This is a genomic window from Pseudomonas sp. Z3-8, from assembly GCF_051131975.1.
Taxonomy (GTDB): Bacteria; Pseudomonadota; Gammaproteobacteria; order Pseudomonadales; family Pseudomonadaceae; genus Aquipseudomonas.
Map to the genome: position 1 here is coordinate 5,221,700 of NZ_CP071643.1, position 17,015 is coordinate 5,238,714.

The 17,015-nt window shown below is 60.2% G+C and carries 10 protein-coding genes; 2 read left to right on the forward strand and 8 right to left on the reverse strand.

Annotated elements, in window-relative coordinates; all coding sequences use genetic code 11:
* Window positions 1-212: 212 nt before the first annotated feature.
* Both J3P94_RS23880 and J3P94_RS23885 read left to right on the forward strand, forming a co-directional pair.
* Window positions 213-782 (forward strand): hypothetical protein, encoded by a 570-nt coding sequence (locus J3P94_RS23880; protein WP_434569871.1) that lies wholly within the window; start codon window positions 213-215, stop codon window positions 780-782.
* Between the two features lie 121 nt (window positions 783-903).
* The gene (locus J3P94_RS23885) at window positions 904-1,080 is read left to right on the forward strand and encodes a hypothetical protein (RefSeq protein ID WP_434569872.1); all 177 of its coding nucleotides are present in this window, start codon (window positions 904-906) and stop codon (window positions 1,078-1,080) included.
* Between the two features lie 229 nt (window positions 1,081-1,309).
* Here J3P94_RS23885 and J3P94_RS23890 read toward each other — a convergent pair whose 3' ends face one another.
* The 8 genes from J3P94_RS23890 to J3P94_RS23925 all read right to left on the reverse strand — a co-directional run bounded on the left by J3P94_RS23890 (window position 1,310) and on the right by J3P94_RS23925 (window position 16,868).
* A complete protein-coding gene (locus tag J3P94_RS23890) occupies window positions 1,310-1,672 on the reverse strand; it encodes a hypothetical protein (RefSeq protein WP_434569873.1) in 363 nt (120 codons plus the stop codon).
* Window positions 1,669-9,444, reverse strand: coding sequence for a DUF637 domain-containing protein (locus tag J3P94_RS23895; RefSeq protein ID WP_434569874.1), 7,776 nt, complete (start codon window positions 9,442-9,444; stop codon window positions 1,669-1,671). Before J3P94_RS23895 ends, J3P94_RS23890 begins: the two co-directional genes overlap by 4 nt.
* 24 nt (window positions 9,445-9,468) lie before the next feature.
* A complete protein-coding gene (locus tag J3P94_RS23900) occupies window positions 9,469-11,118 on the reverse strand; it encodes a ShlB/FhaC/HecB family hemolysin secretion/activation protein (RefSeq protein WP_434569875.1) in 1,650 nt (549 codons plus the stop codon).
* A gap of 262 nt (window positions 11,119-11,380) precedes the next feature.
* Window positions 11,381-12,226 (reverse strand): phosphatase PAP2 family protein, encoded by an 846-nt coding sequence (locus tag J3P94_RS23905; protein WP_434569876.1) that lies wholly within the window; start codon window positions 12,224-12,226, stop codon window positions 11,381-11,383.
* A 24-nt stretch (window positions 12,227-12,250) separates the two neighbouring features.
* Window positions 12,251-12,922: a histidine phosphatase family protein gene (locus J3P94_RS23910; RefSeq protein WP_434569877.1), complete on the reverse strand. Its 672-nt coding sequence runs from the start codon at window positions 12,920-12,922 to the stop codon at window positions 12,251-12,253.
* A gap of 118 nt (window positions 12,923-13,040) precedes the next feature.
* Entirely contained in the window at window positions 13,041-14,621 is a 1,581-nt protein-coding gene (locus tag J3P94_RS23915) for an aldehyde dehydrogenase (NADP(+)) (RefSeq protein ID WP_434569878.1), read from the reverse strand.
* A gap of 23 nt (window positions 14,622-14,644) precedes the next feature.
* Complete coding sequence (gene araD1 / locus J3P94_RS23920; RefSeq protein WP_434569879.1) at window positions 14,645-15,640, reverse strand: AraD1 family protein; 996 nt, start codon at window positions 15,638-15,640, stop codon at window positions 14,645-14,647.
* Between the two features lie 52 nt (window positions 15,641-15,692).
* Window positions 15,693-16,868, reverse strand: coding sequence for an L-rhamnonate dehydratase (locus tag J3P94_RS23925; protein ID WP_434569880.1), 1,176 nt, complete (start codon window positions 16,866-16,868; stop codon window positions 15,693-15,695).
* Window positions 16,869-17,015 lie beyond the last annotated feature (147 nt).

A 17,015-nucleotide genomic window follows, 5' to 3' on the forward strand; every position in this document is an offset into this window, starting at 1 on the left:
AACTTCAATGGATGAACAGGTAGCCATGGTAGCGAGCGAAAAATCCCCCTCCTATGCCGGTTTGCCTTGGGGCATTGCCTATTCCTATCAGCGCGTCAGAGGCATCGCCGCCAGCGCCCTACCCTAGACTCACATGCCTCAGCCGAGGCTTCCGCGGGTATACTGGGCCCGCTTCACAAGCCCTGAAATCTCCCATTCAGTTCATGGATCGAATGAAAACATATCTTGCTGTTCCATTAGCAGTGACTCTCGCTTTTGCAATGACCGGTTGTGGCAGCCGCCAAGCGAGCGTTCAACCCTCTTCCATGCCAGTAGTTCCACTGGCGGCGGATGAGCATCATGCAAGCCTTACCTTCCGCACCCTCGGCGGCGCGGGTGATCACCCCGTCAGCTATTCGCTGGGTCCTGCCAACGCGGTCGAGTACGCCATGTCTTCCGCTGGCGAGCCTGTCTACGATGCAGGCTACTTCAAGCGCATACCGGGTTACCTGAAAAAAATGGCAGGTGGCACGGACAGCATCGATACGCTGGTAGAGGCCGAAAAGCCCCTGAAAGTGAGTGCGTCGGTGAAAAGGCAGATCGCTACCCTCAATGGCATACCCATGCATACGTTGTTCGGCTACGGCATAACACCACAGCCTGCTCCGCTGGTATTCACACCACGACCGCAAAAGAACTATCTCGTTGAAACGGTGATCGCGGATAACTACATCATGAAGGTGTATGAAATTTCCGCGACGGGTGAGCGCAAAGAGGTGAGCGTGCCTGTGGGTACGAATTGAAATCTGACCCGAAAAAAAAGATACATAGGATAACGAAGACACATCCTGTTTTATCGAAGAAGCCGTTGCCTCTTACTCATAAAACCTGGTCTGTAGTAATTTTTTGTAAAGGATTGATGTGATGTTCCCACGATATTTCCGCTGGATTTCAGCACTGGGTGTTCTCGCAGCTCTGGCGGCCTTCGTATTTTTCGGCCTCGGGGTGTTTACCGGTCAGGCGCCAGCGACGGATCTGATCAGACCCGTCATTGCCGTTATCGTGTTTGCTTGGGCCTTCACTCAGTCGACCAAGGCCTGAAAAAGCGGCAGACCACGTTTTTATCGCAGAAATTGGGTAGGAATGTGGTCTGTCCCTCACTCAAGCTTATTAGGGTCTTTCGACGCTTAGTTATCTGCGCGCCAGTCGGCTAGACCTTTACCATACTTAAGCTTATACAACATGAAACTGGAAAATCCGCCGACAACGTTTTAAAGCCATCAACCTCAGCGCTGATTTCCACAACCATCCCGCTTTTCGCCTGCACCAACTAGTCTGCGCCATAGTAGCGATAAAGATCCGCATCAGGCCAAAATTCATCATAGGCGGTTAATGTGCTTCGCAGGGCCTCACTACGAGGATCCTCCGAAGGATTCATCTTTGAAATTACAAATTCTTTAATTTCGTACCATTGAAGCTCACGCATGCAAAATGCCACAACTTCAAATGGCGAGCCCCCAGACATTAAAATCAACTTAAATCTCTCTATGAAATCTTCTTTATACTCCGGATTTCTTTTAACAAATTCCAAAATATTTAGCAAAGACGTCTCGTAGGAAATCTCTAGTTCTTCACCAAAGGCGGCCGCAGCCACATCACAAAGAATATCAAACTGTTTAATGACTTCATTCATTTAGGCACCCAGGCACCCTTTCTGGTGTCAGCAGGATCAGACACCCATACTTTTTCTATGTACTTACCTCCCACATCAAGCCCTTTTTTAGAAAATGCATTTTCTGCTGCGGCTTGAGCAGCGGGACCAGAGGGTTCATAGTGCCCTGATGTGTTATCAATATATTTAACATTGCCGTTCACAATTTTTACCTCTCCCGCAGCAATAACCGGCTTACCATTCGCGAGATCGATATGACCACCACCTACATCATTAAATTTTCGTCCTATTACTAACTGACCATCTTCAAGAACAATATAATTGTACTTTCCTGCGCCTTGAGTCAACTTTGTATCTGAGATAAGTGTTGGAACACCTGTTGGGTGGTCTGGAAACTGATTGGGAAAACTAGGCGTCGCTTGCTTTTCTACTGACCCCGCCGTTACTTTTGCTCCACCCCCTTTAACCCCCGAAACCAGTACCGAAGCCCCACTCCCATCAAGGTATTTCCCTGCGCCCTTGAGCAACGCTATTTCCATCGCGGCCTTGGCGGCCTCGGTTCCATAGTCGCGGAGGGGGTTTACGTCGCCTGGATAGGTTGCGCTGTCGAAGGACGCGAGTACCTTGCTTCCTTGCGTGTAATCGTAAGGAGCGAACAGCTGCCCGGTGGCCTGCCACCCATCGACAAACGACGCTGCGCCGCCCAGACCGGAGAACGCAGGTATAGCGCAACCGGCTCCGGTGATACAAGCGGGCGTGGAAAGTATCGCGCCGCCGAATCCTGCCGCGGCCCCTATTGCGCCGAGTACCGCGCGGCTTGCCTGGGACGACTGTCTGAGCTCCTTATCGTTTACCAGCAGGTCATCATTGGCCTGGTCCCACTTCGAATATTCGTCATAGGCACCGGTTGCAATCAGCGCGCCTTGCGCACCTGAGAATCCCTTGCCGTCCGCCTCAAGCGCTTTGACCGCCTGGTAGTTTGGATCGTCCACCGGAACCGAGGCGGAACAATGAACCAGAGCACACGCAGCCGCTTTCAATTCATAAGATTTTTCAGGTGTTTCCTTTTGCAGTTTCTCAAGTGCAACGGTCTCTTTCTGGTGAAGCTGACGATTGTATTCGTCAGCCATCAACGCGACCCAAGAGGCTTTCTCGACATCACCGCCAGCAAGACCAGCGGCCGTCAAACCGACAACCTGAGAAACCGCTTGTCGCAGATCAGGCTGCGTATCGAAAATCGAATTAAGTTCTCCAGCCATGGCCTGGCTGGCACCCGCCGCGATGGCGCCGGTCTTGAAGTCGCCACCGGTAGCGCTGGAGATCGCTCCTCCCGCCAATGCGTGCATGGCAGTACGAGCGACGCCGCCTTCGGCCCACATGGTCATGCCTGTGGTATCGCCCGCATTCTTCGCGGTTTGCCAATGGTCCTGGGCATAACCACCGACAAAATTGAACGTTGTGGCCGCTGCGATGGTACTTGCCTGATAGACCAACCCATCACTGAGGTTCCGACCGAGGCTACCGCCATTGATGGCGGTCTTGATGATGCCTCCCGCAACACCCTGAGCCCCGGCATGCAGCGCAAAGCCACCCACGCCTTGAAGCGTATTTAAATCAAAACCCTTCGTGAGGTTATTGAACGGCACCGTATTGCCGCCGAGCGCGGGGTCGATGACGCCCTTGGTAAAACCGGCCGTGATCCCGGCGATTACGTAGTTTTTCAGGTTGTCTGACGAAAAGACGTCCTTGAAGGTCGCCCCCAGATCACCCTTGTTGTTGATCGTACTGACCGCCGTTTGCGCGACTGCTGCCGAAAAGCTCGCCGTTGCGGCGGCCGATGCAGCAGCGCCTACAGTCGCAGCCGTGGCAGCTGACGCACCTGCGGCAGTTGCCGCCCCAGCAGCAGCGCTGCCAGCACTGGCGCCGACTGTAGCGGCGGTTGCAGTACCCGCCGTCAGCACGGTAACGATGATAATGATCGCCAGCATCGCGCCCTGGCCCAGGCTCGAATGGCTGTATTTAAACGACTCGTGGGTTTCCTTTATCAGCCGCCAATCCACATCCCCTCGCTGCTCGGCCTCCTTGAGCCACGCCAACTTGGGATCAGCCTTGACCATGACATCGATGGTCTGGCTGACGGTTTTCTCGTTGATGTGCTTGATATCGATTTTCAAGCCATCGGCCGCTTTGATGGCCACATTCCCCTGAGCCTGCAATTGGCTTTGAATCAAGGTTTCGTCGGTGTGGCCTTTCCCCTTCATCGAGTTCCAAGCCAGACTTGAATCGCTCTTTGTATGGCTTTCCTGGCTCAGGTCCTTGACGCCCTCGAAGGTAATCGAACCGCCGCTCTGTAACGTCAGGTCATTGCCACTGTTCAGCTTGGCCGCCTGATAACGCTGGTCACTCCCGCTGAGCAATACCAGGTCACCGCCCGTGGTGATCTGGCTGCCCACATGCGTAACCTTGGTCACCTCATCCCGCTGAGTTTTCTTACTCCCCCACCCGCCTTTTTTCTTCATGTCGTACAGCGAATAGTGGCTGTTTTGCGCAGCCAGCAGCTCAAGCCTGCCACCCGCCACGAAATAGGCCTCGTTAGCAGCGTTGACCTTGCTGGAAATCAGCGCCAGGTCCTGCCCCGCACTCACGGCAACGTTGCGCCCCGCCTTGACCGTCGAAGCTACTTGGTTGACATGATCCTCTTGGCTGGTGACCTTCTTGCTCTTGCCGTAAGAGTGCTGTTCATCCGCAGCCGAGGCGATGGTCAGGTTTTCTTTGGCGGCGAGGGTGACGTCGCGCTTGGCGTCGATCTGGCTGGCGACGACGAGGAGGTTGCGGCCGGCGTTGGCGGTCAGGTCGCGGCCGCTGTCGAGGCTGGAGCCGTATTGCTTGATGTCCTGGTCACGATGCCGGCCGCGAGTGCCGCTGGTGATGCGTTCGGCGGCGACGAGATTGACATCGCGCGAGGCATTGAGCGTGGTGTCGGTCCCGCTTTTCAGCACTGCGCCGACGTTGTTGATGTCACGCCCGGCACTGATGGTCAGGTTGTTTCCCGCTTCGATGCGGGCCGCGCTGTCGATGAAGTCGGTGCGTTCGGTGCGGTAGCCGCTGCTGCTTTCGTGAGTGGTGACGGTACGTTCGTTGATCACGTCGCCCGTGAGGGCAACGACACTGACGTCCCGCCCGGTAATGATGCCGCCGGCCCTGTTAGTGAGGTCCTTGCCGGCCAGCGCCTCGAGGCGACTTCCCGCTTCCAGCAAACCGCTGTTGACCAGGTTGTCGCCGGCCGCGACTCTCAGGTTGCTTGAGGCGCGCAAAGTCCCGGAGTTACTCAGGTTCTTACCAGCGATCAGGCTTACATCGGAGCCCTGGATCAACGCACCACTGGCCGCCAGCCGATGGTTGGCCTGGGCCAGATACAGCACCGGCACCAACACCTGCTGGTTGTTCACCGTCCGGGTTTCCATCCAGACGATGTCATGGGTCAGGGCCGCGATCTGTTCGGCGGTGAGGCTCACGCCCAACGACAATTTGAGCGCGTCCTTGCTGGCGATGGCGTTGTTCATCAGGTACTTGAACATGCCGTCATCGGAGGTCTGGCCGTCGAGGAAGCGCTGGCCGGTGCGGGCGATCACGGCTTGCTGGATCAGGCGTTGCTCGTAGAAACCGTCGCCCAGGCGCTTGGCGGCGGTGTCCGGGTCGTAGCCCAGATTTGTCAGCAGGTAGTCCGAGCTCATGAACCGGCGCAGGTCGGTCAGCGCCGGGTTGGTCTCGATCAGGTATTTTTGCGGGTTGGCCTGGAACGAACGGTCCGGCAGGCCACGCACTTGGGTCAGCCCCGCGCCTTGGGTCGGCGTGGCCGAGCCGTCGCCGCTCATGCGGAACAGTCCGTTTTGCCCGGTGGGCAAATCGAAGCCCGGCAAGGTGAGCGGATCGACCTGCTGCTGGGTCAGGTCCGGCGGCAGCTGCCGATTGACGTTGATGCGGGTCGAGAATGCAGTGTCCGCCTGGGTATCGGTACGCGGCCCGGCACCGACGTAGTTGTAGCCCCCGCGCACGACACTGTTGTCGGCGTTGCCCTGGGTGCGAACATCAACGGCACCACCGGCCTGGATGATCGCGGCATAGGTCTGGTTATCGGTGGTACTGGTCTGGGTGCGGAACTGGGGCAGCTCACGCTCGGTCATGCCGATGAAACGACTCATCGCCGCTTCAAGGCCGCCCAGGTCGTTGACGTTGTACCCCGGGCTCTGCAACCAGTACCTGTTGGTGAAATCATTCGCGGCGGCGCGCCAGCCACCCGGACTGCGCGTACGTTCGGACATAAAGGTGCGCGAGGTTTCGATCTCACCGGTCTCGATACCGATGTTGTCCAGGCTGACGAGGTTGGCGGTCAGTGCCCCGCCGACGCCAATGCTGCTGCTCCGATTGGTCAGGCTGTCGCCCTGGATATCCAGATTGCCGCCGGTGGTGATGCTGGAAGCGGCGCTGGCCGCGGTGACTTCGAACTTGTCACGCTGGACGATCTGCCAGACGTGGTTTTCCTTGCCGCCGCTGCAGTCACCGGCGTTGACGCCTTCGAGGCAGGCCACTTCCCTGATGGAGGCGGTGTAGATGCCGGCGTCATGGGAGGTCAATACCTCGCGGACGTTGTCGATGGTGCTGGCCGCCAGGCGCATGCTGCCGTCGCTTTGCAACGTACCGGAACTGTTGAGGATGCTGCGGGCGCGGGTGCCGAGGCCGTCGCGATCGATGCTCAGGTTGCCCAGGCTGTAGATGTCGGCGTAACGGTTGGTCAGGCTGTTTACCCGCAGGCGGGTATCGGCGCCGCTGAAAATCAATCCGTGCTCGTTGAGCAGGTCGCCGGTCGATACGCCGAGTCCGTCAGCACTGCCCAACGTGCCGTAGTTGTTGATGGTGGCGGCAGTGACGCTCATGTCCGCCGCCGAGGTCAGCCGACCGTAGCTGTTGAGAACGCCATCGACCACGACGGTTGTGCTGTCGCCGCCGGCAATACTGCCGCCCGCCTCCAGATTGATCAGCGCGGCCTTGAGCCCCAAGCTGCCGAGACTGCTCAGGCGGCCATTACCGGCATATTCGCCGGTCAGTTGCAGGTCGATGGCGCCATCGCTGCCGACCAGGCCGTCGACGCGCCAGTCGGTGCCACGGCCCACCATGCTATCCGTACTGAGCAACTGGCCCGTGGCGGTCTGAGTGAATTGGTCGACTTCAACGACCAGTTTCCCGGCCTGAATCGCGGTGCTGTTGGTCCAGCGATCAGCCTTCACGGTCAGATTGCCGTAAGTCACCAGGCGACCGCCGGCCTGCCCCAGGTTGGCCTGGCTGATGCCGAACAATCCCAGGCCCGTGTGCAACAACTCGCCACCCACGTTATGCAGGCTGCCGGTGTCCAGGCCCACATCCTGGCTGGCGGTTTCCAAAGTGCCGTCGCTGTTGTCGAACAGGCCGCCAATCTGGAATACCGTCGTGCTGGCCTTGCCCAAGGTGCGCAGTTGGCCCTTCTGGTTGCTCAGGCTGGCGGCCAGGATATCCAGGCTGTCCTGGCTTTCAATAATGCCGGCGTTATTGTTCAGAGCCCCCGAGAGATCGAGGTCGATGCGATTGGCGCTGACCTGTCCGCCGCTGCTGTTGTCCAGTGCGCGGCCAATGACTCGGAGGTTGCCAACGGCGTAGATCCCGCCGTTGCGGTTGTCGACATCCACACCGGCGTTATCGATTACCACATCGCCCGCTTGTGCGGCGATGCGCCCACCGTCGTTGAACAGCCCGGCCAAGGCCTTGATATACAGCCCCTGTGCCTGGATCGTGCCGCCCTGACGGTTCGCGTCATAACCGTTTCTCAGCACACCTGTGGCCCGCGCCTGGAGCGCGGCCTTGACGCTGGACAGTACGCCGCCACGGTTGTCCAGATTGTTTGCGAAGACATTCAGGTCGGCGTCCCGAGCGATGATGCTGCCGCCCTGGTTATCGATGTCGCCCGCCACATCCACGGTCACCAGCCCTTGGCCTTGCAGCGTGCCCTTGGCGTTGTCCAGGCGCCCGGCATCCAGTTCGATGCCGGCGGTACGGCTGGCGATCAGCCCGCCCTGGGCGTTGTCCACCTGGCCTGTCGCCGTGACCGACAACGTGTCGTTGGCGGCGACGGTGCCCTTGTCGCGGTTGCTCAGGCTGCCGGTGCGCACACTCATGGCGCCTTGGCTGGACAGCTCGCCGCCCTGGTTGTTGATCGCGCCCGTGTTGGTGATGTCGAGGTTTCTGCCGGCCATCACCAGGCCGGTCAGGTTGTCCAGGCTGCCGAGGATCAGGGTCGCGCTGTTCAGGCTGGAGAGTTCGCCCGAGTTGTTGTCCAGATGGCCCAGATGGGCGATCAGAGTCCCTTGGCTGTTGATCAACCCGCCCTGGGCATTCAGGACCCGATTGGCGTTCAACTGCAGTTCGCTATTGCCGAGGATCCGGCCTTTGTTGCGGTTATCCACAACGTCGGCGGTGATCGTGGTCTTGCGCCCGCCACTAAGCGTGCCGCCCTGGTTGTTCAGCGCCGCGGTGGTCGTGACGGTCAGGTCGCGACTGGCGATGACCGTCTTGCCGGCGTTGTTCAGTTGCCTTGCCGTAAGGGTGACATCGCCCCCGGTATTTCGGCTGTTATCGGCGTTGACCCCGGCCTCGACAATACCGTTGTTGGTCAACGTGCCACCGCTGTCCAGGCGGATGCTGTCGCGCGCCACCAGGTTTTTCTGGCTGGTCAGGTCACCCTGGGTGTTGGCCTCGAGTCGAGTGCCGGCGTACACCTGGCCACGGGTTTCCAGGCTTTTGGCGTGGATATCGACAGCCCCGGTCGCCGCTGTCTCGGCCAGGCTCAGACGGCCATTGGCATCAAGCTGGATATCACCACCACTGGCAACCATTTTGCCGTCCAGCTTCACACCGACGCCGGCCTCGGTGCCCACCAGTTTGATCGTGCCGGCGTACATGCCGCCCAGGGCCGAGGAATCGATTGCCAGCTCCGGTTGGGTGCTGCCGTCGTCGGCGCGAGCGGTAGCGTCGAGCGTGTCGGCGTTGACGTCGTTGCGCCCGGCAACGATGGTCAGATTCTTCGCCTGGATCTCGGCATTGATTCTGGCGCTGCGGGTGATGATTTCGAAGCGGTCGACGTTGTTGGCATTTAGGCCCGCGCCCTCAATGGCGACGCTGCCCTGGTCCACCTGATAGCGGCCCACCTGGCCGTTTTCGATGATCGGTTTGCCCGTGGTCAGGGTCGCCTTCGGCGTATTGATGAAACCGCAGCCGTTACAGGTGATGCCATAAGGGTTGGCGACGATGACGTGAGCCGACTGCCCCGCCACTTCGGTGTAGCCGCGCAACTGGCTGGGGCTGCCGCCGTTGACCTCGTTGAGGATGGTTTTGGCGGCCGTGCCCTGGAGGTTCGGGTTGCCGAGGATGACCCCGCCCAACTGCGTGGATTGGGCGGGTTTGGTGGCGTTGTTGAGGATCACGCCGTTGCTGCCGACGTTGTAATCCTTGAACTGGTTATGAGACAGGCCACTGCCATTGGGTTTGGCGATGTTGACGATCGGCACGCCATTGCCGGCCTGGCCGAGACTGGTGCCCGGAGCGCTGACGACGATGCCCTCGGCCTGGGCCCACAGCGGCTGCCAGAACATGACATTGATCAACAGGAACGCCAGCCCACGCTTGGGCATGCCCCAGAAGGCGTCACGGGTTTTCAGGGCAGCGGAAGGCTGGCGGGCCAGGAAGGCGTATTGGCGGTCGTCCATGATCAAGGTCTCGTTGCAGCGGCGTTAAATAGAAAAATCCACGCGGAAATAGATCGGCGCTTCGCGCTCGGTCAGGGCGTCCGGGCGTTCCAGGGAATGGGCAAAAGTGACGCTGGCGTTCAGATGCTCACCCCGGGCGAACAGCTCCAACGAGTTGCTTGACATGCGCCCGTGCTCGTCACCGCTGTAGCGGTTGCCGCGGATCACGCCTTGGTCATAACCCAGACTGGTGCCGTACTCGGCGAACACCGGACGCAGCCATTGCAGCGTCACCGGCCGGCTCCAGCGCAGGTCGTTGCGCCAGTAGCCGCCGCTGTCGCCGGACAGTGTCTGGTCCTTGTAGCCCCGAATCGACGACAACCCGCCCAGGCTCATGCGCTGCGGGCTGAACAGGGCGTCTTCACTGCGCTGACCGGTCATCAGGCTGCTGAAACTGAAAGACTCGCCGCCCAGTACAAAGGGTTGCAGGTAGCTGAGGGTGGCGGTGTATTTGCGATAACGCGCATCCGGCAGGCCAGGCCCGGGGTCGTGATCGCCCTGGGCGTCGAGGGCACCGATACCATCCTGCATGCCCAGGTCGAGGTTGACAAAAGCAGTGCCGATCCGCCGCCCGTGATTGATACCCAATTGCGCCTCGCTGATGCGATTGCTGCTTTCGGCGAGTTTGCTGTCTTCGACGAAATTGTTGGTGCGCAGGTAGGCCAGCCCGGTGTTGAGGGAGGTCTTGCTCAGGGCATCGCGGTGGATCACCCGCTCCAGCCGCAACTGATGATTCTGGCTGTCGCCGCTCTGCTTGAAATTGAAGCCATTGGCCTGGCCCAGCGCCCTGTACTCGCTTTGGCTATAGCTGTAGGTCAGGTTCCACCAGCCAAACGGCAGGTTGTAATAAAGCATGCCGTTGCGCGAGGTCTTCTGATGATCGCTGAGGGCGTCGTGGCCGCCACGCAGAGCCAGTTGGTCAGCCAGGCCCAAGGGGTTGTCCCAGTCCAGGGAAGCGCCCCATTGCTGCTCGCCGGTGGTCTTCTGCCCATCGTTATGCCGTGACAGGCCGGCGCGCCAGGGTTTCTGCGGGGTGTTCCTGACCAGCACTTCGCTGCCGCCGATGTTCTGCCCCGGCGTCAGTTCCATCGCCACGTTATTGGACGGCAAGCGGTTCAGTTGATCGACCATCTGCTCGATTTCCTGCAGATTGAGCAACTCGCCCGGCTTGCCGGGAAAGCTCATGGCCAATTCCCGTTCGGACAAGCCACTGCCCTCTTCCCCCTTCAGCCCTTCCAGCCGTCCCTCGACCACCAGCACTTGCAGATGTCCGCTGGACAAGTCCTGTTGTGGCAAATAGGCGCGACTGGTGACCAGGCCTTTTTCCAGGTAATGGTCGGTGATGGCTTTGAGCAGCTGGTTAAGCTGCGGCACGCCCAGGCATTGACCGATGTAAGGCTTGAGCAGACGTTGACGCTCACGTTCGGACAAGGCATCGGCGCCCTTGAGCTCGATGGTCTTGATCGGAAAGCAACGGCTGTCGGCCGGCGTGGTGGGGGCCTGGGGCGCGGCGGATTTGCCCGGCAGGTCTTTGAGTTCTTCAAGGCGCCGGCGCTGTTCTTCGAGCAGGCGGTCCTGGCGTTCGCGGATCAGGTCCGTATCGCCGGGGGTGGGCGCGGCAATGGCGATGTTCATCGCTAGAAAATATAGCGACGCAGCGACAAGCCTCGTCCCTAAGGCAATTACGGACATGTTCGATCCCTCGATACAGAAATGACAGCAAGCGTGCGAGCAGGCCAACCGGATGCAGGCACAGCGTTGCGCGCATACCAGACCGCGCATATCGCCGTCAGTTCAGGAGAGGGAAAACTTTCTGCGTAGAAAAGAGACGCATCTCACAGGACGCGTCCGAATGGCTTGGTTGATTCGCGCTATCCGCAATTTCCAGGCCTGCCGTTCAGGCGGAGGAAGGCGCGTTGCCCAACGCCGGCACGACGGGCGGCACCGTGCGCTGTCGATTCGACAGCGGCTGCTCCAAGGCGCCTCGTCCATAAAACAGCAGCGCCATCAACCAACAGCTCAACCAGACAAAGATCCCCGCCCAGAAGGTATGGGACATGTAGTGCCAACCCTGCAGGACCCGCGTCGTGCCATAGACGAACCCCAAGGCCAACGCCCCATACATCACCGCTTTGGAATGACGCCAGCGATAACGACGGGCGACGAAGTACAGCGCCAGCAGGGTGAAGCCGCCGGACGCGTGACCACCCGGCCAGCAACGGCCGTCACCGGCCACTTTCAGCAGGTCGAAATTCTGGAACCATTCCTTGTGCTCGATCTTGCCGGCGTATTGCGTGGTTTCCACCGGGCAGTACACGCTGGTATGGCCCTTGAGGTAATGGATAACCCCGGTACTGAGCGAAAAGGCGAAAACAACGTAGAGGAAATCGCGCCGGTGTTTGTAGGCAAAACGTAGCGGTTTCGCCAGTCGGGTCCTGTCCAGTACGCGAAGTAGCCCAGGGCGTTTTTCCGGTGTGAGGAGCGGCCAGAAAAACGACAGCACGGCGCCGATTATGGCCGCCTCCCCCGTCCAGTTCGGAATGGCCCTGGCCCATTTGTGAGTGATTTGCTCGAACAGCCGCACATGCCCCAACGGAAAGACCTGATGCAACGGGTCGTAGAAAAGATTGCTGATGGCAATGTCGATGCGGGTCATATCGAACAGCAGGAACACCACGGCGGCACAGGCCAAGGGAATTCCGAGGTTGAGCCCGTAGAAACGGGCGCGGGCAGACGTCAGCATGAGCGGTCCTGGTCGTGGGAAGAATTACTGGAATGTCACCGAGCGCCAGTCAGGGGCTTCGATAAAACCGAGCAACCGTGGCGCTTGTGGCTGGGCGATGGAAACAAACAGCGAAGCGCCGTAGCCGAACGTCGAGGTCGGGCGCAGAAGCGCGGTTTCCATCGCCTGCATGCATTCGCTGTGGGTGACCAGGATCAGGTTGCGACCGGCCACTTTGTGGGCCAGGGCATTGCGCAGCAGGTCATGGCGGCAGTCGAACAGCCAATCGTCACCGGCGCTCACCTTGTTGAACATGTAGCCCGCCGTCTGCGCGGTGCGCACCCGTGGACTGTTGTAAAGGTCGACGTGGTCCAGGCCCAGTTGTTCGAACCGGGCCCCGAGCCCCACCGCAACGGCACGGGCGCGGTCGGTGATGCCTTCGCGGTCACCCAGGCAAGCAGCCTTGGAGTGGTCGCAGCGCTCGACATGGCGCACCAGCACGATCATTTCGCCCTTGGCCCAGCCATTGGCCAGGGCCCGGGCGCCGGCGACGTTGCCATGGGCCAGGTCCGGCACCGCTGCCGGGCTGAGTAGCCACAGGACCAACGGGACAGCCAGCAGCGCCGAGGCGAGCACGACCACGGTGTTTTGGTAACGGGCAAAACGGCGCCTGTCGATCAAGCGCGTCAGGCCGAAAAGACTCAGTCTCAGTTCCACATCAAGCCGCCCCGACGGCATCCACCCAGTGATTCGATGGCGCGACAGTAGAGAGGCCGACGTAGGCAGGCAGTGAAAGCGATGTGAAAAAAAACTTCGGATTCAACGATCGCGCCGCTCACAGCGCTCGATCAGTTACCTCCCCGTCCACCAGCCGCCGAATCCCTAGCGGATTGCCGTCCTGCAATGCCTGGGGCAACAACGCATCCGGGTAATTTTGGAAACACACCGGCCGCAAGAAACGATCGATAGCCAACGTGCCCACTGATGTTCCTCGTGAATCGGATGTCGCCGGATACGGTCCGCCGTGCACCATCGCCTCGCACACCTCCACCCCGGTCGGATAACCGTTGAGCAGGATCCGCCCGACTTTTTCCTGCAGTACTTCTGTCAGCCAACGGTACTCCAGTAATTCATCAGCCTCGCCGATCAACGTGGCCGTCAATTGTCCGCGCAGGCCGTGCAGCGCCGCCGCCAACTGTGTCCGACTCTCCACTTCGATGACGATGGTGGTCGGCCCGAACACTTCCTCCTGAAGCAATGCATCGCCCTTGAGCAACAGGCTGACGTCGGCCTTGAACACCTGCGGCTGTGCCTGGTCGCCCTGTTGCGGCTTGCCCGCCAGGTGCGTCAGGCCCGGATGTTCGTGCAGTTCACCGAGACCGCGGCTGTAACTGGCCAGGGTGCTCGAGTTGAGCATGGTTTGTGGCGGTTGCTGGTTCATGCTCGCGCAGAAGCGTTCCAGAAACAGGCTGAACTGCGGCGAGCGCAGGCCAATGACCAGGCCCGGATTCGTACAGAACTGACCGCACCCCAACGTCACCGAACCGGCCAACTGCGCCGCGATCTGCTCGCCGCGTACCGCCAACGCTTCGGGCAGCAGGAACACCGGATTGATGCTCGACATTTCCGCGAACACCGGAATCGGCTGTGGCCGGGTGGCGGCCATGTGGCTCAAGGCGTTGCCGCCCTTAAGCGAACCGGTGAAGCCCACCGCCTGAATGGCCGGATGCTTGACCAGCCATTCACCGACACCCCCGCCATAAATCATGTTGAACACGCCGGCCGGCATTTCAGTCCGTTCAGCGGCACGGATGACCGCGTCCGCCACCCACTCGGCAGTCGCCATGTGGCCACTGTGGGCCTTGAACACCACCGGGCACCCCGCTGCCAGCGCCGAAACGGTGTCACCGCCAGCCGTGGAAAAGGCCAGCGGAAAGTTGCTGGCGCCAAACACCGCCACCGGCCCCAGGGCGATGCGGTATTGACGCAGATCCGGACGTGGCAGTGGCTGGCGATCGGGCAACGCGCGGTCAATCCGCGCACCGTAGAAGTCGCCACGACGCAGCACGCTGGCAAACAGACGCAACTGGCTGCTGGTGCGACCGCGCTCCCCTTGAATGCGCCCGGCAGGCAATGCGGTTTCGCGGCACACGGTAGCGATGAAGTCATCGCCCAGCGCGTCGATTTCCTCGGCGATTGCATCGAGAAACGAAGCGCGTTTTTCCGCGCTCAGGTTGCGGTAATTCGGGTAAACCGCAGCGGCGGCCTTGGCGGCGGCATCCACTTCGGCTTCGGATGCCTGGAAGAAGGTGCCGGGCAAGGGCTCGCCGGTGCTCGCATCGAAGCTTTGCAGTTGCAGGGTGCCGTTGGCGCTGCGACGGCCGCCGATGTAGTTGTATCCCTGTGGCAATGTCATGAGGGCATTTTCCTGTTGAAGGCTTAGAGCGCACGCACCTGGCCGATGGGCAGCGGCTGGGCACTCTCGCCGATACCGTTGACCAGCGGCGCACCGAACTCATCGAGGCTGATCCGAAAGCGATCCCCCGGCTGTGTCTTCACACCGTCGGCGAACGACAGGGTAGCGGTGCCGAAGTAATGCACATGGACATCACCCGGCCGCAAGAACTGCGCGTACTTGAAGTGGTGAAATTCCAGGTTGGCCAGGCTGTGGCACATGTTGTCCTCGCCGCTGAGAAAAGCCTTCTCCCAGAGGGTTTCGCCATTGCGCTCGATGCGACTGGTGCCGACCAGATGCTTGGGCAACTCACCGACGCGCAGCTCCGGGCCGTAGGAGCAACTGCGCAGTTTCGAGTGGGCGAGGTACAGGTAATTGCGCCGCTCCATGACGTGGTCGGAGAACTCGTTACCCAAGGCATAACCGATGCGATACGGCAGGCCATCGTCGCCAATCACATAGAGGCCGGTCAGCTCCGGCTCTTCGCCGGCATCTTCGGCAAACGGAGGTACCGGGAAGTCCGCGCCGGGGCGCACGACGATGCTGCCGTCGCCCTTGTAGAACCATTCCGGTTGCGCACCGACCTGCCCCGGCGCGGGCTTGCCGCCCTCGATCCCCCATTTGAAAATGCGCATGGTGTCGGTCATGCCGGCCTCGACCTCACCGTCATGCTGGTGCATCTTGTCCCGCGCCGAGGCGCTGCCCAGATGTGTCAGGCCGGTGCCGCTGATCAGGCAGTGGGCTGGGTCTTCGTGATCCAGCGGCGGCAGGACTTTGCCTTGGTGCAACAGCGCTGCGTAATCCGGGCCCGGCTCGGTGCCGCGCGAAGCGACTTCTTCATGCAGGCTGCGATTGCCGCGGATCGCTGCAAGCGCCAGTTCACGGGTATTGCGGGTTCCTTTGAGCACTTGAACAAGTGCCCCATCGACGACGCCGACCTGGCGCTCTCCGGCGGAGTTTTCAAATTGAATCAGGCGCATGGTGGCCTCCAGATAGTCAGGGTAGGCGCCGCTCGTTTGCGGCGCGTCCAGGTCACTCGATGATGTTGAAGTCGCTCAGGTATTCATCGGATATTTCCAGGCCCAGGCCCGGCGTGTTGTCGTCGAGCTGGATGTACCCGTTGACCGGTTGCGGCTCGCCCTTGAACACGTAGTAGAAGAGTTCGTTGCCAACCTCGACGTCGAACACCGGGAAAAACTCGGCCATCGGCGAGGCGGTGGTGGACATCGTCAAGTGGTAGTTGTGCATCTGCCCGGCATGGGGAATGACCGGCACCGACCAGGCTTCGGCCATGGCGTTGATCTTGCGCGCGGCAGTGATGCCGCCGACGCGGTTGGTGTCGTACTGGATGACGTCGACGGCGCGGCGTTCCAAAAGGTCTTTGAAGCCGTAGGAGGTGAACTCGTGCTCGCCTCCGGAGATCGGCATGATCCCCATCTTCTTCAGTTCGATGTAGCCTTCGATGTCGTCGGCGATCACCGGTTCTTCCAGCCAGCGCGGTTCGAACTCGGCCAGCTTCGGCAACATGCGCCTCGCGTATTCCAGGGTCCAGCCCATGTAGCATTCGAGCATGATATCGACGTCAGGGCCGGCCAGTTCCCGCAGGGCGCGCACTTGTTCGATGTTGCGGCGCATCCCCGCCGGACCGTCTTTCGGACCGTAGCCAAAGCGCATCTTCAGCGCGGTGAAACCCTGGTTGAGATAGCCCTGGGCCTCTTCGAGAAACAGATCGAGGTTGTCGTTGGCGTAGAGCTTGGAAGCGTAAGTCCAGATCTTTTCCTTGGTGCGACCGCCGAGCAACTTGAACACCGGCTTGTTGACCGCTTTGCCCATGATGTCCCAGATCGCGATGTCGATCGCCGAGATCGCCGCCATGCCGATGCCTTTTCGGCCCCAGGCGTGGCTCTGACGGTACATTTTCTGCCAGATGTATTCGTTGTCGAAAGGATCTTCGCCAATGGCGATCGGTGCCAGGTAGGTGTCGATGATTTCCTTGGCCACACGCGGTGCCAAGGCGCAGTTGCCGATACCGACGAAGCCGTTGTCGGTCTCGACTTCCACCACCAGCCAGCCGTGGAAACGGAAGGAGCCCATCGCGTCGCCGCGCTCGAACAGGATGTCGCTGGCGTTGGTGCAGAAGTGCGCCTGGGGCGGGACGACTTTGCCCTTCCACTCGAAAACGCGGGTACGGATCGCTTTGATTTTCATGAAATACAGTTCCTTGGGCTGCGGCGTCTTGTCATTGTCAGTCGTGTGCGCAGAGCCTTTTCGGAAGGGGCTCCGGCATCCGATGGGCCGACTTTAGCCAGCGTCCGAGGACTGCGGATAATCACTTATGCGTATCCGCCGATAGCC